Here is an 18,233-nt window from a genome sequence, read left to right on the forward strand (position 1 = left end):
TTTGCGTCCGCAATGGCAATGTTCCGGTCAGGCATCTGCAGATGCCTGACTCACCCCACCTTGCAGGCGTTCTTCTTGATCTCGCGATCGGCACCGCTGAGGATGGTCGGGCCGGCCTTGGGGTATTTGCTGCCGACGGCCTGAAGAGCCGCGCAGGCTGCATCCTTCTCACCCATGGCCGCCAGCGTGATGCCCAGCTTAAGCATGCTGGCGGGTGCGCGCCTGGAATTGGAATAGGTCTTGGTGACCTTCAGGAACTGCTCGGCCGCATCGGTATATTGCTTGCGCTGATAGAGGCTCTCGCCGATCCAATGGATGGCGTCGGGCACGCGCTTGTCCTTGGGATGGCTGGCGACGAAATTGCGAAAGGCGGCCTCGGCCTGGTCGTAGCGCTGGGTCTCGATCAGGCGATAGTCGGAAGCGTATTCGGCCTCTGGCGTAGCGGGGGCGGCCGGTGCCGGTGCCGGTTCAGCGCCTGCTTCCGGCGCATTGCTGGCCATGGGACGCGATGTGTCGACGGCGATACCCGGCAGGCCAGGGGAGACGGTGGAGTTGCGCGGGCGCGGCGCCGAGGGCGGCGGCGCCTGTTCGGGAACATCGCCTGTGGAGTCCTGCATGGCGACATCGTTGCCACCGCGGGCGGGAAGGCTGCCCAGGGAATTGGGCTGCGTGGCCGGGGCGCTCTGGCCGCTCTTCTGGCGCGAAGGCGCGCTGGGCGCCGGCTTTGGAGCGGACGCCTTGCCCCCGCCGCCTTCGAGGGCCTGCAGGCGATATTCGGTATCCTCCTGCTGCCGCTTCATGTCGTCCTGAAGCTTGCGCACCTGTGACTGTAGATCCTCGACGGTGCCAAGCAGTCGGCGGTTCTCGCCTTCGAGCCGTTGTACGCGCACGAGAAGATCGCCCATGGTGGATTCCTGGGCTACGACATAGCCGTTCTGCGGCGCGCTCGGGGCCGCAGCCGCGGGGGGCTGTTCATCGGTCGAGCCTGTGACGTTGCCGTCATACCCGGCCTGTGCGGGCGGCTGGGGGTAAGGTTGGTCGGGCGTGTAGCTGTTGTCCTGCGTGGACTGGTCCTGCCCGACGCTGCCGGGCGGCATCAGTCCCTCGTCATAGGACGCTGCGCGCACCGGGCCCAAGGGCAGGGCCAGGGTCACGGCCAGCAAAAGCGCGGCGGAAGCGGGGCGGAGCATGAGGCGGCTCATTCGGTTGCAATCAATCCAAAGCGTTCTGCGATCTGGCGGAATCGCCGTAAATCGCAAGGATGGGTCGAAACTCGGTATTCGGGCAAGGCGTGTTCTCATAAAAACACATCCTGCTCCAGTCACGTCGATACCACACAGGTCAAGTCAGGCGAAACTTTGAACAAACGGCTTTCCCCATGATAGAAATGGCGCAAACCCCGCCGAATTTCGGCGGCGTGCTTAATGAGGCGTGCCACAGCCTGCCTCTTCGGGTCTATTACGAGGACACCGATTTCTCCGGCATCGTCTACCATGCCAACTATCTGCGCTTCTTCGAACGGGGGCGAACCGAGTTCATCCGCGCGCTCGGTGTCGATCAACTCGCCCTTCACCGCGAAGAGGGCATCGCCTTTGCCGTGCGTTCGATCCAGGTCGAGTTCCTGCGCCCTGCGTTGATGGACGACATCGTCGAAGTGGAGACCAAGGCCGGCGAGGTGCGCGGGCCTTCGCTGCATCTCGAACAGAGCATCCGGCGGGGCGAGGAAGTCCTGACCACCGCCAAGGTTCTGGTGGTCTGTATCCGCAACGGCCGGCCCCAGCGCCTGCCGGAGAGTCTGCGCAACGTGTTGTCCAAAGCATAGTGCATTGAAGCGTAAATGCTTTTTTGCGCCAACGTCTTGTTTCCGCACTTCTTCGCGGTTTGGGCTGTTTCCATCAAATCGTAAAACGCTTTAGTCGGGATCAGTAATCGGTCGGCTTTGGAGCCGCCGTCATCAATGTTGCAGCGCATCGTAAATAAGAATTCGCGAATCGAGGTCGGCCGTAACCCGACATTAACGGTACCGATGATCAATAGGCCTGGAATCCGCCGTTTATCGCGGTCGGGAAGGGGTGCCGCACTGCGGTCACATTCAAACGTCAAAAGGAGCCCGTGACGCTTGGTGTTGTTGCTCTGCACAACCAGGTGCGTGGATTTCCCGAGTAACGTTTGGTGTGTGCCGGGGCGGTGCCTGAGGCAGGCTTGATCTCGGCTTGAAGCGCGGGATCGAGATCAGGCTCGCCGATTATTGTTGCGACTATGCCGATCTTGCACGGATCTGCTTAGCTACGAATGTGCCGATCCCCTGCGGACCGGCTTGGCCCGTCGGCCTCAGGACGAGGAATTGAAGGAATGGAAGCGACCGCCGATATGGCCCAGACGGCCCTGGCTCCGGTAACCGATGTGAGCCTGCTCGGATTGATCATGAATGCCGGTCTGGTCGTCCAGATCGTCATGCTGGGCCTGATGGCAGCCTCGGTGTGGTGCTGGGCCATCATCATCGACAAGGCCATCCTGTTCTCGCGTTCGCGTGCCGCCATGAATCGTTTCGAGCAGGTGTTCTGGTCGGGCCAGAGCCTGGAAGAGCTCTATCGTTCGCTGTCGCAGCGCCAGAACTACGGCATGGCCGGCCTGTTTGTCTCCGCCATGCGCGAGTGGAAGCGCTCGCTCGAATCCCCCGGCCGCTCCTTCCTCGGCCTGCAGGCTCGCATCGAAAAGGTGATGGACGTCACCGTTCAGCGCGAGGTGGAGCGCCTGGAATCCAAGCTCCTGGTGCTCGCCACCGTCGGCTCCTCCAGCCCGTTCATCGGTCTGTTTGGCACGGTGGTCGGTATCATGACCGCTTTCCAGTCGATCGCGGCCACCAAGAATACCTCGCTCGCCGCCGTGGCGCCCGGTATTTCCGAAGCCCTGTTCGCCACCGCGATGGGTCTGGTCGCCGCCATTCCGGCGGTGATCGCCTACAACAAGTTCAACGCGGAAGTCGCCAAGCAGCAGGCGCGCCTGGAAGGCTTCGCCGACGAATTCTCCGCCATCCTGTCGCGCCAGATCGACGAGCGCATGGCCGCCTGAGCGGCCGCCTCGTTCCGGTCCCTCATTCAAGGAAAGCATCATGGGTGGAAGTGTCGCGACAGGTTCAGGCGGCTCGGGTGGCGGAACACGCCGCCGCCGCCGTCACAAGGCGCCGATTGCCGATATCAACATGACGCCGTTCATCGACGTCATGCTGGTGTTGCTCATCATCTTTATGGTCGCTGCGCCGCTGTTGACCCAAGGCGTCGATATCGATCTGCCACAGACCCAGGCGAAGGCCATTTCGGTGGACAAGCGCCCGATCACCGTCTCCATCAAGGCGGACGGCCAGTCCTATCTGAACGACAGCGACAAGCCGGAGCCTGATTTGCTCGGCCGCCTCAAGGCGATGACGGAGAACGGGGCAGGGATCGAAGAGCGCATTTTCGTCAAGGGCGACGGCAAGGCGAGCTGGGATCAAATTGCCAAGGTGATGAGCGATATCACGAGCGCGGGGTTCAAGAAGGCAGCGCTGGTAACCCAGCCGCAGAGCTAGAAACGGGAATGCTCGCATTTACCTCGTTTCGGCTGATGTTCGCGCTGACAGGCGGGCGGCACGGGGGCGGGGTAGCTTGGCGACGTCGCGGAATATCGAGCAGGCGATGACGTCGAGATTGGGGTTTGAAAGGCCGGTTTGAGTACGATGCGTGATTATGGACTTCCCGTTTCGGCGGCGGTGCATGTAATTTTGCTGGGAGCGTTGCTGTTCGCGTTTCCGGCCGCCAAGCCGCTCGACTCGGCCCCGGCCGTTCCGGTGGATATGGTCACGCCGGAACAATACGACCAGATCATGAAGGGCGATCCGACACCGTCAGCCGGCGGTGGCGGCGGACAGGAAGCGCCGCAGCAGGTGCAGGCTCCGCCGACGCCGCCCACGCGTGACGTACCGGATGCCGAAGTCGCCGACAATTCCGACGACGCCCCGCCGCCCTCGCCGACACCCAAGCCCGAATCGAAGCCGGATAAGCAGGCCCTCGCCAAGCTGGCTGAGGCCGCTGCCGCTGCCGAGGCCGCCGCCAAGGCTCAGGAACAAGCCAAGGCCGATGCTGCGGCCAAGACTGCGCAGGCCAAGGCGGAAGCCGCGGCGAAGGCGGCCCAGGCCAAGGCTGCCGCCGATGCTGCTGCCAAGGCGCAGGCCCAGGCCCGCGCCGAGCTTGCCGCCAAGGCCGATGCTGCGGCCAAGGAAGCGGCGGAGGCCGAAAAGCAGCAGAAGCTCGCCGAGGCCGCGGAGGCTGCCAAGAAGGCCGAGGCCGACAAGCAGCGCAAGGTCGCCGAAGCCGAAGCTGCCAAGAAGGCCGAGGCCGACAAACAGCGCAAGATCGCCGAGGCGGAAGCCGCCAAGAAGGCTGAGGCCGAGAAACAGCAGAAGATCGCCGACGCCGAAGCCGCCAGGAAAGCGGAAGCCCAAAAGCAGAAACAACTCGCCGATGCCAGGGCCAAGGCTGATGCCGAGCGTCAGGCTGCCATCGACAAGGCGATCGCCGACAAGAAGGCAGAGGCTGCCAAGCAGGCTTCGGCCGCCAAGAACGCCAAGCAGCTCGACGGCATTGACGGTATCCTCGCCAAGCGCAAGGCCAAGGAAGGCCAGCAGGTGGCGAGCAATGTTCCAGCAACGACGCCGAGCAAGCCCTCCGGGCGGGCGGGCAATACCCGCGACAATGTCGGCCAGACTTCATCCACCGGCAGGCCGGATGCTAGTGCGCCCCGCCTGAGTATGGGCGAGCAAATGGCGATGCAGAGCATGATCAACAGTCAGATCAGGAGCTGTCTAAATCCCTCCTTTGGTAAGGATGGGGCCGGTGATAGCGCAACCATCCGCCTGCATATGAATGAGGACGGCACCATTGCGGACGCCCAATTGGTGAGTGCAAGCAATCCGACGGTCGCCGGTGCTGTTACGCGTGCAGTCAAGCGCTGCATCACAGCAGAGAACCCCTTGAAGTTCAAACGAGACCTCTACGCATCCTGGAAGGTCTTCAACTATGTCGTGAAGCCCGGCAGCTTTTGACCGAGTGTAAGGCCTTCCGAAAAATCGAGAGATGAGAATGTCCATCGCCTCCTTGTTACATAAAAAGGTCAGCCTTCTATTGGCCGCACTGGCCGTGGCCACTTTGAGCACGACGGTACCAGCGGCTGCGCAGAGCAGCATATTGACGCTGACCTATGATGGAGCGACGGCGGTTACCCCTGTTTCCGTTGCTGTTATGCCCATCAGCGGGGGCGGACGCGATCTCTCGGGCGTAATCAGCAACGACCTTGGTCGCTCGGGTTTGTTCCAGCCGATCGATTCCAAGGCTTTCGTCGAGCAGGTAGGACCAAACGCGGCGCCTAATTTCGCCAGCTGGCAGACGCTGAATGCCCAGGTCGTGGTGGCCGGCCAAGTAGTGGCAGGTGGGAGCGGTCTCAGCATCCAGGTTCGTGTCTGGGATGTCGTCCAAGGCAAGCAGATTGCCGGCCAGCAGTTCTCGACCTCTGCCAATAACTGGCGTCAGCTCGGCCATGTCGCCGCCAACGCGGTATTCAAGGCAGTGACGGGTGAGCCCGGCGCTTTCGACACACGCATCGCTTTTATCTCCGAATCCGGCTCCAAGGATAAGCGCGTGAAGCGTCTTGCCGTCATGGACCAGGATGGCGCAAATACCGTCTATCTCAGCCGTGGCACCGATCTGGTGCTGACGCCGCGCTTCTCTCCGACCAACCAGGAGCTGACCTATCTGTCCTTCGGCAATGCCGATCCCCGCGTCTATCTGGCCAATGTCCAGACCGGCCAGCGTGAAGTGGTCGGCAACTTCCCGGGCATGACCTTCTCGCCGCGGTTTTCGCCCGATGGCCGCAAGGTCATCATGAGCTTGGAGAAGAACGGCTCCTCGACCATCCAATTGCTGAATCTGCAGTCGAAGCAGGCGACGCAGCTCACCAATGGCAGCGCGATCGATACCTCGCCATCCTATTCACCGGATGGCAGCCGCATCGTGTTCGAGTCGGACCGCGGCGGCACCCAGCAGATCTACATCATGAACGCCGATGGTTCGAACCAGCAGCGCATCACCGGCGGTGATGGCGGTGCTCGCTACTCGACTCCGGTGTGGTCGCCCCGCTCCGACCTGATCGCCTTCACCCGCCAGAAAGGCGGCCAGTTCGGCATCGGCATCATGAAGCCGGACGGTACGGGCGAGCGCATGATCACCGAGGGCTTCCACAATGAAGGCCCGACTTGGGCCCCCAACGGTCTCTATCTGATGTGGTTCCGCGACCTTGGCCAGGGCCCGCAGCTCTGGCAGGCCTCGATCTTCGGCACCCCCGAGCAGCGCGTGCCGACGCAAGGCTATGCCTCCGACCCGGCTTGGTCCGCCAATCTGTTCAAGCGGAATTAACGGGGAAAGCTGTTCGGCTTTCATGTATCGGCTCAAGCCCTCCCCTTCATCGGGGAGGGTTTTTCATTTGGCCTGCGACGATTGCTTCCTTCGCGGCGGCCTTGCGGGTGGGCCAGTCCTCGTCCGCAATTTCAGCCTCGTCGAGTGCCACCGGTTTGAGGCGCCGGGCATAGCGCTGGGCCAGGATGGCGCAGGTCATCAGCTGGATCTGGTGGAAGAGCATCAGCGGCAGCACGATGGCCCCGATGTTCTGGCCGGCGAAAATCACGGTTGCCATCGGCACGCCGGTGGCGAGGCTTTTCTTCGAGCCGCAGAACACGATGGTGATCTCGTCCTCCTTGGAGAAGCCGAGACGGCGGCTGCCATAGGTGGTGATAACCAGCACCAAAGCGAGCAGGGCGGCATCGACGAACACCATGGTGAGCAAGGCCGTAGCCGAGAATTGCCGCCACAGGCCGCCCGTGACGGCATCGGAAAAGGCCAGATACACCACCATCAGGATCGAGCCGCGGTCGACGAAGCTCAGCACATAGCGGTGCCGGCGCACGAAACTACCGATCCAGGGTTGCAGCACCTGGCCGAGCACGAAGGGCAGCAGGAGCTGGGTGACGATGGTGATCAGGACGGAACCGGAAAAGCCCGCGCCGCGCGAAGCGAAAAGCAGGCCCGCCAGCAGCGGTGTGATGAAGATGCCGAGAATGTTGGAGCCCGATGCCGCGCAGACGGCAGCAGGGACATTGCCGCCCGCTATCGACGTGAAGGCGATCGAGGACTGTACCGTCGAGGGCAGGATGGCGAGGAAGAGGATGCCGCTGGCCAGCGTCGGCGTCAGCGCCGAGACCAGGCCGTAATCGAGGGCGAGCGCCAGTACCGGGAAGAGGGCGTAGGTCGATAGCAGGATGGTCAGGTGCAGGCGCCAATGCGAAAGACCGGCAATCACCGTTTCGCGCGAGAGCCGGGCACCGTGCAGGAAAAAGAGCAGGGCGATCGCGCCGTTGGTCAGGGCTCCGAATATCTCGGCCGGCTTGCCCGCGATGGGCATGAAGCTCGCCAACGCCACGACGCCCAGCAGCATCAGCATGAAATTGTCGGGGCGGAAGCGCGAGAACAAGTTGATGACCACCTGACGGGGAGAGACGGTGTTGCCGAAAAGACCGGCGCCGAAAACGCCGCTCAGCGTTAACCCATCCTTGCGAGGGGCGGAAGCCTCACCAGCGCCGTGGCGGGCAGGCGCAGACCTGCCATGCACGCGCCGTGTGGGAGCAGGACGCTCGCAGCGCTGCTGTGCCGCACCATCGGCGGGGTCAGGCGCGCTGGAAGGCGCTCGGCCGGACGACCACCGGTTCGGTGGCCGCGCCGCGGAAATAGCGGGCCTCGCCATTGCCGGCGAAAAGAGCGGCGTTGAGCAGCTTCAGGCCGACCGGCTTGTTGTTCTCGCTGGTCCTGAGACTGGGCGTATCGACCTCCACCACCGTGCCTTGGGTGCCCAGGGCCACCTCCAGGCGGCGGGTGGCGCCGACGCGGCGCTGCGCCACGATCAACCCGTTGAGGACCGATGCGCCCGGTTCGACCGGTGCGACGTCGTGCGGGCGTAAGAACAGGCTGGCCGGCCCGTCCGGCAGGCCGTCGGCATTGAAGGGCAAAGCGGTGCCTTCGAGCAGGATGCGACCCTGCGAAATCGTCACCGGCACACGGCTCGACTCGCCGATGAACCCGAAGATGAAGGGGGTGGCCGGATGGTCGTAGATTTCGTCGGGCACGCCGAGCTGGTCGATGCGGCCCTTGTCCAGCACGGCGATGCGATCCGACAGCTCCAGCGCCTCGTCCTGGTCGTGGGTGACGAAGATGGTGGTGTGGCCGGTCTTGTCATGGATGGTGCGCAGCCAGCTGCGCAATTCCTTGCGGACCTTGGCATCGAGGGCGCCGAAGGGCTCATCGAGCAGCAATACCTTGGGTTCCACCGCCAAGGCGCGGGCGAGGGCGACGCGCTGGCGCTGGCCGCCGGAGAGCTGGGACGGGAAGCGCTGGCCGAAAGCGCCGAGTTGCACCAGATCGAGGAGTTCGGCCACACGCCGGACGATTTCGCCTTCTGCCGGCCGCTTGGCGCGCGGGCGCACCCGCAGGCCATAGGCGACATTGTCAGCCACCGTCATGTGGCGGAACAACGCATAATGCTGGAATACGAAGCCGACCCGGCGCTCCTGCACCGTCAGGCCGGCCGTGTCGTCCGTGCCGAAAAAGACCGTGCCGGTGGTAGGGCGCTCGAGCCCGGCGATGATGCGCAGCAGCGTGGTCTTGCCTGATCCGGAAGGGCCGAGCAGGCCGAGCAACTCGCCCGACTTGATGTCGAGATCGATGCCGTGCAAGGCCGGCGAGACGCCGTAGCTCTTGGTCAGGCCAGTAACGCGGATATCCATGGATCTGGTCCTTATCAGTGCTTGGCGCCGTGGGCGAGTTCATCGCCATAGCGCCATTCGAGCAGCGTCTTGGCCACGAGGGTCACCAGGGCCAGCAGGGCAAGCAGGGAAGCGACGGCAAAGGCGGCAATCGCGGCCGAGCCTCCACCTTCATAGAGGATCTGGATATGCAGCGGCATGGTGTTGGTGCCGCCGATGACGTGGCCCGATACCACCGAGACCGCTCCGAACTCGCCCATGGCCCTGGCATTGCACAAGAGTACGCCATAGAGCAGGCCCCAGCGAATGTTGGGCACGGTCACCGTCCAGAACATTTTCAGCGGCGAAGCGCCCAGCGTCAGCGCCGCCTCCTCGTCCGCCTTGCCCTGGGCCTGCATCAGCGGAATGAGTTCGCGCGCCACGAAGGGGAAGGTGACGAAGATGGTGGCGAGCACGATGCCGGGCAGGGCGAAGATGATCTGGATGCGATGGGCTGATAGCCAGGGGCCGAGCAGGCCCTGGGCGCCGAACAGCAGCACGAAGACGAGGCCCGCCACCACCGGTGACACCGAGAAGGGCAGGTCGATCAGGGTGATGAGCAGGCTCTTGCCCTTGAAATCGAACTTGGCCACGGCCCAGGCCGCGATCACGCCGAAGACGATGTTGAGCGGCACCGCGATCAGGGCGACGATCAAGGTCATCCAGACGGCCGTGCGGGTATCCGGGTCCTCGAAGGACTCAAAATAGGCGGCCGCTCCGCTGCGGAAGGCCTGGTAGAACACCTCGATCAGCGGCATTACCAGGAAGGCCGCCAGGAAAGCGAGGGCGATGCCGATCAGCACGCGCCGGACCAGGCGGGATTCACTGGTGACGTTGTGCTCGCGCGAGACGGGCGGTTCGCGATAGAGCTCGATCGCGAGTTCGGAGGTCACTTCAGGCATCACCCATCCTCCTGCGGCTCCAGGCCTGGATCAGGTTGATCGCCAGCAGCATGGCGAAGGAAATCGCCAGCATGATGATGGCGATGGCGGCGGCATCGGCATATTTGTTCTGCTCGAGCTTCTGGAAGATCAGGCTCGGCACGATCTCCGAGACATAGGGGATGTTGCCTGCGATGAAGATCACCGAGCCATATTCCCCGACGGCGCGGGCGAAGGCGAGGGCAAAGCCGGTCAGCACCGCCGGCAGCAAGGGCGGCAGCAGCACGCGCGTCACCGTCTGGAAGCGCGTGGCACCGAGCGTGGCCGAGGCCTCCTCGATCTCCTTGTCGATCTCGGCGAGCACCGGCTGGAGCGTACGCACCACGAAGGGCAGGCCGATGAAGACGAGGGCGACGAAGATGCCCTTGGTGGTGAAAGCGACCTTGATGCCGGCAAGGGCGAAGAACTGGCCGATCCAGCCATTGGAGGCATAGAGGCTCGACAAGGCGAGGCCCGCCACGGCTGTCGGCAGGGCAAAGGGCAGGTCCACGGCGGCATCGACCAGGCGCTTGCCCGGGAAGTCATAGCGGACGAGCACCCAGGCGACGATGACGCCGAAGACGACATTGACCAGGGCCGCGAGGAGCGAAATGCCGAAGGTGACCCTCAGGGCGGCGGAAACCTGCCCCTCGGTCGCGATTGCCATGATGCCGGAAGGGCCGAGCACGGCCGCCTTCTGCAACAGCGCGGCCAGGGGGATCAGCACGATCAGGCTGAGATAGAAGATCGTGTAGCCCAGCGTCAGCCCGAAGCCCGGCAGGGCGGTCGGCTTGACGAAGGGGGCTCGCAAGGTGGCGGCAAGAGCCATGGGTGTCCTGTGGCGATCACATTCCCTTACCCTCCCCTGGAGGGGGAGGGTCGGCCCGAAGGGCCGGGGTGGGGTGAAATAGGGGGCGCTGGAAATGGATGCGGGGGGACCTCACCACGGAGAGTCATCCCACCCCGAGGCTTCGCCTCGACCCTCCCCCTCCAGGGGAGGGTAGGTCCACTACCCCTTCGGCTTGTAGATCTGGTCGAAGATGCCGCCATCGGCGAAATGCTTGGCCTGAACCTTGGCCCAGCCACCGAATTGGGGCTCGGAAATCGTAAACAGCTTCAGCTTGGCAAAACGAGCGAGATCGGCCGGATCGGCGGCTGCCTCGTCGCTGGCGCGATAGCCGTTATGGGCGATGATCTTCTGGGCGGCCGGGGTGTAGAGAAAATTGAGATAGGCCTCGGCCTGCTTGCGTGTGCCCTTGGCGTCGACATTGGCGTCGACGATGCTGACGGGCGGTTCGGCCAGGATCGAGATCGAGGGAACCACGACCTCCAGCTTGTCCTCGCCGAATTCCTTCAGCGTCAGGAAGGCCTCGTTCTCCCAGGCGATCATCACGTCGCCGACTTCGCGCTGCGCGAAGGTGATGGTGGCGCCGCGGGCCGCCGAGTCGAGCACCGGCACGTTGTGGTAGAGCGCAGCCACGAAATCGCGGGTCTTGGTCTCGTCGCCGCCGGTCTTGTCCCAGGCATAGCCCCAGGCAGCCAGATAGTTCCAGCGCGTGCCGCCGCCTGTCTTGGGATTGCCGGTGATCACGGCGACGTCGGGGCGCACGAGGTCGCCCCAGTCCTTGATGCCCTTGGGATTGCCCTTGCGCACCACGAAAACGATGGTGGAGGCATAGGGCGTGGAATTGCGCGGCAGGCGGGACTGCCAGTTTTCCGGGATCTTGTTGGTCGCCTTGGCGATGGAATCGATGTCGTTGGACAGGGCCAGCGTCACCACATCGGCATCGAGCCCGTCGATGACGGCGCGCGCCTGCTTGCCGGAGCCGGCATGGGACTGCTTGATGGTGACGTCCTCGCCCGTCTTGGCCTGCCAGTCCGCCGCGAACGCCTTGTTGATCTCCTTGTAGAGCTCGCGCGTGGCGTCATAGGACACGTTGAGAAGCTCGGCGGCATGGCCGCGCGCGGGCGCGCCAAAGGTCATCCACAGCACGAAGCCGAGAGCCAGCAGCACGGCGAGAGTGTCGCGAAGGCGGGTGGGGCTGGTCATGCCGTTCATTTCACAACCTGGAAGTGGGAAAGGGGAATTTACAACTTCTTTATATATCCACTAAATCAATCGACATTGTCAATGTGTTAAATGCAATAAATTCCACAAAAATTGTGTGTTATATGGCGGCTGCCGCCAAAAGGAAAGCGGGCCCTTGGGGCCCGCTCTGATCGCGTTCGTTTGTGCGCCTTATTGCGGCTTGTAGATCTCGTCGAACACGCCGCCATCGCCGAAATGCTTGGGCTGGGCGGTCTTCCAGCCCCCGAAGCGGGGATCGTCGATGGTCACCAGCTTGAGCTTGGGGAAGCGGGCGAGATCGGCCTTGTCGGCTGCGGCTTCATCGATCGGCCGATAGAAGTTGTGGGCGATGATCTTCTGGGCGGCCGGGGTGTATAGGAAGTTGAGATAGGCCTCGGCCTGCTTGCGCGTGCCCTTGGCATCGACATTGGCGTCGACGATGGCCACCGGCGGCTCGGCCAGGATCGAGGAGGAAGGTGAGACGATCTCGTATTTGTCGGCGCCGAACTCCTGCAGCGTTAGGAAGGCCTCATTCTCCCAGGCGATCAGGACGTCGCCAGTGTCGCGCTGGGCGAAGGTGACGGTGGAGCCGCGGGCGCCCGAGTCGAGCACGGGAACGTTGCGATAGAGCGCCGCCACGAAGTCGCGGGCCTTGGCCTCGTCGCCGCCATTCTTGTCGAAGGCGTAGCTCCACGCGGCCAGATAGTTCCAGCGAGCGCCGCCGCTCGTCTTGGGATTGGGCGTGATCACCGCAATGCCGGGCTTGACCAGATCGTCCCAATCCTTGACGCCCTTGGGATTGCCCTTGCGCACCACGAAGACGATGGTCGAGGTATAGGGCGAGGAATTGTGCGGCAGGCGTGACTGCCAATTGTCCGGAAGCTTCTTGGTCGCCTTGGCGATGGCGTCGATGTCGCCGGACAGAGCGAGGGTGACCACATCGGCTTCCAGGCCATCGATGACCGAGCGCGCCTGCTTGCCCGAACCGCCATGCGACTGCTTGATGGTCAGGTCCTCACCGGCCTTGGCCTTCCAGTCGGCGATGAAGGCGGTATTGATCTCCTTGTAGAGCTCGCGCGTCGGATCATAGGAGACATTGAGCAATTCGGCGGCGCGGGCGCCGGCAAGAGCGCCGAAAACCAGCCAGAGCACGAGGCCGAGGGCCAGGAGTACGCCGAGCGTGTCCCTCAGGCGCGCAAGGCGGAGCGTTTTGATCGTCATGATGTCGGTTTCCAGTCGGGAGAAGCGTGTCCCGAATGTCCACTAAATCAATCGACCTTGTCAATCTATAAAATGCATAGATTAATGGTATTATAAATCAATTCACATGAAGTGAATGTGCGACAAGATTGCCACAGTGCATGAGAAAGGCGGCCTGCCTTGCCCGAGCCCAGCCGGAGCCACCTTTGCGCCGGAATTGATCAGCACTTGGTTAACCATAGTGGCAATTTGGCTCTTGCGGCGAGGCGCGGCGGTACCACAGCGGCCAAGAAATCGCCACGGGCCGTGTTTCCAGAACGTTCGATTAACCAGCTTTCGCTATGGCTGGTTTACCAATTCTGACGACCGGAGGAGTAACCGGAATGATGACGTCCCTGCGCGCGGTCCCCGCACTGCGCTTTGCCGCTGCACTGACCTGCGTGCTTGCACTGGCGGCCTGTAAGAGCAAATCGGGTGCCGATGGTGGCCTCGGCGGTCCCGGTGGAGCCGGCGGTGGCGGCTACGGAGCCGGTGGCGCTGCATCGCCCGGTAGCCAGCAGGACTTCGTCGTGAATGTCGGCGATCGCGTGCTGTTCCTCGTCGACCAGTCCGACATCACCCCTGAGGGTCAGCAGACGCTGAACAAGCAGGCCCAGTGGCTGAAGGCCTATCCGCGCTACTCCGTCACCGTCGAAGGTCATGCCGACGAGCGTGGCACGCGTGACTACAACTTCGCCCTCGGCCAACGCCGCGCCCAGTCGGTGCGCGACTATCTGATGGCACAGGGCATTTCCGGCGGTCGCATGCGCACGATCTCCTACGGCAAGGAGCGCCCGGTCGCGACCTGCAACGACATCTCCTGCTGGTCGCAGAACCGCCGCGCCGTCACCGTGCTGAACGGCGGCAATTCCTAAGTTGGGGGCAGGTCTTCGAACCCGCCTGACCCGGGGCCGGATCGTGATTATGCATAAGAAGGGCGCCCATCGAGGCGCCCTTTCCATTGGAAGAAGACGGGTCCGAAGACCCACCCCATCATCACTCTTCGTCGGTGAACAGCGGCATCTGCGGCGTCGTCGAACTCGGCACTGCCAGGCCGAGATGGCGATAGGCATGCGGGGTCATCACCCGGCCGCGCGGCGTGCGCTGCAGGAAGCCCTGCTGGATCAGATAGGGCTCGATGATGTCCTCGATGGCATCGCGCGGTTCGGAGAGGGCTGCGGCGATGGTCTCGATGCCCACAGGGCCGCCGCCGAAGCTGAGGGCGACTAGATTGAGGTAACGGTTGTCCATGGCATCGAGCCCGGCCTGGTCGACTTCCAGCGCGCTCAGGGCCTTGTCGGCGATGGTGCGGGTAATGGTCTCGGCGCCCAGAACCGAGGCGAAGTCGCGCACGCGGCGCAGCAGGCGCCCGGCGATGCGGGGCGTACCGCGCGCGCGCCGGGCGATCTCGTTGGCACCGTCCTCGGCGATCGGCGTACCCATCACGCGCCCGCCACGCTTCACGATGAGCTCGAGCTCCTCCACCGTATAGAATTGCAGGCGGATGGGAATGCCGAAGCGGTCACGCAGCGGCGTGGTCAACAGGCCGGCCCTGGTGGTGGCGCCGACCAGTGTGAACTTGGCAAGATCGATGCGCACCGACCGTGCCGCCGGTCCCTCGCCGATGATGAGGTCGAGCTGGAAATCCTCCATCGCCGGATAGAGGATTTCTTCCACCGCCGGATTAAGGCGATGGATCTCGTCTATGAACAAGACGTCGCGTTCCTCGAGATTGGTGAGCAGTGCGGCGAGATCGCCCGCCTTGGCGATCACCGGCCCCGACGTGGCACGAAAATTGACCCCGAGTTCGCGCGAGACGATCTGGGCCAGCGTGGTCTTGCCCAGGCCGGGGGGACCGACGAACAGCACATGGTCGAGGGCGTCGCCTCGCTTGCGGGCAGCCTCGATGAAGACGGAGAGATTTTCGCGTGCCTTGGCCTGGCCGACGAATTCGGAAAGATCCTGCGGGCGCAGCGTGGAGTCGGTCGTATCCTCGTTGCGCTGGTCACCGTCCAGCAGGCGGGCAGCCTTGGGCGCCTCAGCGCCGGATTGTCGCCGCGTCGGCTTCATCGCGACAATTCCTTCAGGCCGAGGCGAATGAGCTTGGCCGTCTCGGCACCTTCGCCAGCTTCGCGCAGGGCGGAAGCGATGGCGGCCGAGGCCTGGGTCTGGCCATAGCCGAGATTGACCAGGGCTGAGACGGCGTCGCTGATCGGGCCGGCGGCGCGCTGCTCGCCGAGATCGGCCTGCAGGCTAATCACATCGGCGGGGACGTGGCCGAAGCTCGGCACCTTGTCCTTGAGTTCGGTGACGATGCGCTGGGCCACCTTGGGACCGACGCCAGGAGCCCGCGCCACGGCGGCTTTGTCCCCGAGCGCGATGGCAGAAGCAAGGTCCGCCGGTTTGAGCGTGGAGAGGATGGCGAGTGCCACCCGGGTGCCGATGCCCTGCACCGTCTGCAACAGGCGGAACCAGTCCCGCTCATTGTCGCTGGTGAAGCCGAACAGCCGGATCTGGTCCTCGCGCACATAGGTCTCGATGGCGAGCACAGCCGCTTCGCCGGCGGAGGGCAGGGCGCCGAGCGTGCGGCTGGAGCAATAGACGACATAGCCCACACCCTGCACGTCGAGGATCACCCAATCCTCGCCATAGCTGTCAACGATGCCGCGCAGTTTACCAATCATGAGACCCTCATTGGGCCATATCTAGCGGTTTCGATTGATTCGTGCGCCCGCTTCACGTGCCGAGGTCCCGTCTCAGGCGCCCTTGCCGAACAGGGCGCTGAGCTCGGCATAGGACATGGCATCCTTGGCAAAGCCGAAGCTCCCCTGGTCGCGCAGCTCGAGGGCGGCACGCTTCAAGGCGCCGAAAGCCGCCCGGGCGAAGGAGCCGCCGACGCTGACGCGGCGCACGCCGAGCCTGGCGAGATCGGCGACGGTGAAATCCTGCCCGCCCACGGTGAACAGGACGCTGAGCGGCCTGTCGATGGAGCTCAGCACGCTGGAAATCTGGTCGAGGCGGGTCAAGGCAGGCGCGTAGAGCACTTCGGCTCCCGCTTCCTGGAAGGCCTGGAGGCGGCGGATGGTGTCGTCGAGGTCGGCGATACCATGCAGGAAGTTCTCGGCGCGGGCGGTGAGCACGAATCCCCCGGCGCGCGCCGCCTCGGCCGCTGCGCGGACGCGGTCGACGGCATGGCCGAACTCGTAGATCGGCTGGTCGGGTCGACCGGTGGCATCCTCGATCGAGCCTCCGGCGAGCCCCACCTCGATGCCGGCAAGGATGGTGCGCCGGCAGTCCTCGGGTGAGTCGCCGAAACCGTTTTCGAGATCGGCGCTTACCGGCAGGCTGGTCGCTTCCACGATGACCCGCGCATTGGCGAGGGTTTCCTCGCGCGTCATCTGGCCGTCCTTGCGCCCCACCGTGAAAGCCAGGCCGGCACTGGTGGTAGCGATCGCTGAAAAGCCTAGCGAATCAAGAAGCTTGGTGGACCCGGCATCCCAGGCGTTGGGTATGAGGAAAAGTTCGGGGCGCTGGTGCAGTTCGGAGAAGACGGCGGCGCGGCGAGCCTGGGTCATGGCGAATCCTCAGATAAATTCACGGTTTGTTCTAGGGGTGCGAAGCGCGAGAGGCAAGCGCTATTTCCCTGGGGCCGGCGCTTCTCAACCTGCGGGTCCAGTGGGCGCCGCCAGGGAATTACTTCAGGATCGCCGCCAGATTATGGCTGGTGCGGTGATGGGCGTGGGTGATGGCGACGGCGAGGGCATCGGCCGCGTCCTCCGATTTCGGATCGGCCTTGGGCAGCAGCACCTTGATCATCAGGCCGATCTGCTTCTTGTCGGCGTGGCCGGAGCCGACCACGGTCTTCTTGACGAGGTTGGGCGCATATTCGCTGACGGCGAGGCCGGCCTGGGCCGGCACCAGCATGGCAATGCCGCGAGCCTGGCCGAGCTTCAGGGTCGCCGTGGCGTCCTTGTTGACGAAAGTCTTCTCGACGGCGGCCTCGTCCGGCTCGAAGCGCGTCATCACCTCCGTCAGGCCCTCATGCAAGGCGAGCAGGCGGTGGGCGAGTTCTTCGCTGTCATCGGAAAATACGGTGCCGCAGGCGATGAAGGTCAGCCGGTTGGCCAGTACCTCGATCACGCCCCAGCCGGTGCGGCGCAGGCCGGGGTCGACGCCGAGGATACGGATGGGGGTCTGTGACATGACTTCCTGGGACCGCCGGCATCCCTGCCGGCTCTTGGAATCGCTGTGCTTGCAGGATGGGAAGAGCCGGCTGGAAGCCGGCGATCCCAGGATTTACTCCGCCAGCTTCGCCATCATGGCGTCGGAAAGCTCGAAATTGGCGTAGACATGCTGCACGTCGTCATGGTCGTCGAGATTGTCGACCAGGCGCATCAGCTTTTCGCCGGTCTCGTCATCGACGGCCACTGTGTTCTGCGGCCGCCAGACCAGGCTGGATTTACGGGCTTCGCCGAGCTGGGTCTCCAGAGCCTTGGTCACTTCGGCGAGGTTCTCGGCGGCGCAGATGAATTCGTGGCCGTCTTCGGAGGAAGAACAATCATCGGCGCCGGCTTCCAGTGCCGCTTCGAGCATCGCGTCGGAGGAGCCTTTGTCCGCGTCATATTCGATCACGCCAACTCGGTCGAACATGAAGGACACGGCGCCGGTCTCGGCGAGATTGCCGCCAGCCTTGGTGAAATAGGAGCGCACGTCCGATGCAGTACGGTTGCGGTTGTCGGTGAGCGCTTCGACGATCAGCGCCACGCCGCCCGGGCCATAGCCCTCATAGCGGATCTCGTCATAGTTCTCGCCATCGGTGCCGGCGGCCTTCTTGACGGCGCGGTCGATGTTGTCCCTGGGCATGTTTTCAGCGCGCGCGGCCAGGATGGCTGCCCGCAGCCGTGCATTCATGTTGGGATCGGGCAGGCCGAGCTTGGCCGCGACGGTGATTTCACGGGCGAGCTTGGAAAACAGTTTCGAACGCTTGGCATCCTGCTTGCCCTTGCGGTGCATGATGTTGGCGAATTGGGAATGACCGGCCATTGTTTTGCCCTGGTTCGTTATGTGTGCGGGCTCGTCGGTGTGTACGAACCCAATGAATTGTGGCGCGGCTTATAGAAGCGGC

The 18,233-nt window shown here is 63.7% G+C and carries 18 protein-coding genes; 6 read left to right on the forward strand and 12 right to left on the reverse strand.

What is annotated here, in order from left to right:
* Positions 1 to 50: 50 nt before the first annotated feature.
* Complete coding sequence (ybgF, locus tag ACZYTC_RS27995; protein WP_441771272.1) at positions 51 to 1,190, reverse strand: tol-pal system protein YbgF; 1,140 nt, start codon at positions 1,188 to 1,190, stop codon at positions 51 to 53.
* Positions 1,191 to 1,387: 197 nt separating this feature from the next.
* Between ybgF and ybgC the strand changes: the two genes are divergently transcribed.
* The 5 genes from ybgC to tolB all read left to right on the forward strand — a co-directional run bounded on the left by ybgC (position 1,388) and on the right by tolB (position 6,446).
* The gene (ybgC, locus tag ACZYTC_RS28000) at positions 1,388 to 1,822 is read left to right on the forward strand and encodes a tol-pal system-associated acyl-CoA thioesterase (RefSeq protein WP_441771271.1); all 435 of its coding nucleotides are present in this window, start codon (positions 1,388 to 1,390) and stop codon (positions 1,820 to 1,822) included.
* 530 nt (positions 1,823 to 2,352) lie between these two features.
* Positions 2,353 to 3,072, forward strand: a complete 720-nt coding sequence (gene tolQ / locus ACZYTC_RS28005) for a protein TolQ (RefSeq protein WP_441771270.1) — start codon at positions 2,353 to 2,355, stop codon at positions 3,070 to 3,072.
* 40 nt (positions 3,073 to 3,112) lie between these two features.
* Positions 3,113 to 3,568 (forward strand): ExbD/TolR family protein, encoded by a 456-nt coding sequence (locus ACZYTC_RS28010; protein ID WP_441771269.1) that lies wholly within the window; start codon positions 3,113 to 3,115, stop codon positions 3,566 to 3,568.
* A gap of 147 nt (positions 3,569 to 3,715) precedes the next feature.
* Positions 3,716 to 5,080: a cell envelope integrity protein TolA gene (gene tolA, locus ACZYTC_RS28015; RefSeq protein ID WP_441771268.1), complete on the forward strand. Its 1,365-nt coding sequence runs from the start codon at positions 3,716 to 3,718 to the stop codon at positions 5,078 to 5,080.
* A 37-nt stretch (positions 5,081 to 5,117) separates the two neighbouring features.
* Positions 5,118 to 6,446: a Tol-Pal system beta propeller repeat protein TolB gene (tolB, locus tag ACZYTC_RS28020; RefSeq protein ID WP_434955148.1), complete on the forward strand. Its 1,329-nt coding sequence runs from the start codon at positions 5,118 to 5,120 to the stop codon at positions 6,444 to 6,446.
* Positions 6,447 to 6,492: 46 nt separating this feature from the next.
* On the opposite strand, the gene ACZYTC_RS28025 is transcribed toward tolB, so the two are convergent.
* From ACZYTC_RS28025 to ACZYTC_RS28050, 6 genes are all read right to left on the reverse strand, one after another.
* A complete protein-coding gene (locus ACZYTC_RS28025; protein ID WP_441771461.1) occupies positions 6,493 to 7,527 on the reverse strand; it encodes a bile acid:sodium symporter family protein in 1,035 nt (344 codons plus the stop codon).
* A 223-nt stretch (positions 7,528 to 7,750) separates the two neighbouring features.
* Complete coding sequence (locus ACZYTC_RS28030) at positions 7,751 to 8,863, reverse strand: sulfate/molybdate ABC transporter ATP-binding protein (protein WP_434955149.1); 1,113 nt, start codon at positions 8,861 to 8,863, stop codon at positions 7,751 to 7,753.
* A gap of 14 nt (positions 8,864 to 8,877) precedes the next feature.
* Entirely contained in the window at positions 8,878 to 9,783 is a 906-nt protein-coding gene (gene cysW, locus ACZYTC_RS28035; RefSeq protein ID WP_488991063.1) for a sulfate ABC transporter permease subunit CysW, read from the reverse strand.
* On the reverse strand, positions 9,776 to 10,630 hold the full coding sequence (cysT, locus tag ACZYTC_RS28040) for a sulfate ABC transporter permease subunit CysT (RefSeq protein WP_441771267.1): 855 nt from the start codon (positions 10,628 to 10,630) through the stop codon (positions 9,776 to 9,778). Before cysT ends, cysW begins: the two co-directional genes overlap by 8 nt.
* A gap of 180 nt (positions 10,631 to 10,810) precedes the next feature.
* Entirely contained in the window at positions 10,811 to 11,785 is a 975-nt protein-coding gene (locus ACZYTC_RS28045) for a sulfate ABC transporter substrate-binding protein (RefSeq protein ID WP_434959588.1), read from the reverse strand.
* 255 nt (positions 11,786 to 12,040) lie between these two features.
* Entirely contained in the window at positions 12,041 to 13,090 is a 1,050-nt protein-coding gene (locus tag ACZYTC_RS28050) for a sulfate ABC transporter substrate-binding protein (protein WP_488991064.1), read from the reverse strand.
* 362 nt (positions 13,091 to 13,452) lie between these two features.
* Between ACZYTC_RS28050 and pal the strand changes: the two genes are divergently transcribed.
* The gene (pal, locus tag ACZYTC_RS28055) at positions 13,453 to 13,983 is read left to right on the forward strand and encodes a peptidoglycan-associated lipoprotein Pal (RefSeq protein ID WP_434955153.1); all 531 of its coding nucleotides are present in this window, start codon (positions 13,453 to 13,455) and stop codon (positions 13,981 to 13,983) included.
* Between the two features lie 121 nt (positions 13,984 to 14,104).
* Here pal and ruvB read toward each other — a convergent pair whose 3' ends face one another.
* The 5 genes from ruvB to ACZYTC_RS28080 all read right to left on the reverse strand — a co-directional run bounded on the left by ruvB (position 14,105) and on the right by ACZYTC_RS28080 (position 18,151).
* Positions 14,105 to 15,178 (reverse strand): Holliday junction branch migration DNA helicase RuvB, encoded by a 1,074-nt coding sequence (gene ruvB, locus ACZYTC_RS28060; RefSeq protein ID WP_434955154.1) that lies wholly within the window; start codon positions 15,176 to 15,178, stop codon positions 14,105 to 14,107.
* On the reverse strand, positions 15,175 to 15,792 hold the full coding sequence (gene ruvA / locus ACZYTC_RS28065) for a Holliday junction branch migration protein RuvA (protein ID WP_454812824.1): 618 nt from the start codon (positions 15,790 to 15,792) through the stop codon (positions 15,175 to 15,177). The genes ruvB and ruvA overlap by 4 nt, the downstream gene beginning before the upstream one ends.
* A gap of 72 nt (positions 15,793 to 15,864) precedes the next feature.
* A complete protein-coding gene (locus ACZYTC_RS28070; protein WP_488991065.1) occupies positions 15,865 to 16,683 on the reverse strand; it encodes an isocitrate lyase/PEP mutase family protein in 819 nt (272 codons plus the stop codon).
* Positions 16,684 to 16,801: 118 nt separating this feature from the next.
* Complete coding sequence (gene ruvC, locus ACZYTC_RS28075; RefSeq protein WP_434955157.1) at positions 16,802 to 17,311, reverse strand: crossover junction endodeoxyribonuclease RuvC; 510 nt, start codon at positions 17,309 to 17,311, stop codon at positions 16,802 to 16,804.
* A gap of 93 nt (positions 17,312 to 17,404) precedes the next feature.
* Entirely contained in the window at positions 17,405 to 18,151 is a 747-nt protein-coding gene (locus ACZYTC_RS28080) for a YebC/PmpR family DNA-binding transcriptional regulator (protein WP_434955158.1), read from the reverse strand.
* Positions 18,152 to 18,233 lie beyond the last annotated feature (82 nt).

The sequence above is a fragment of the Labrys sp. F242 genome (assembly GCF_057813875.1).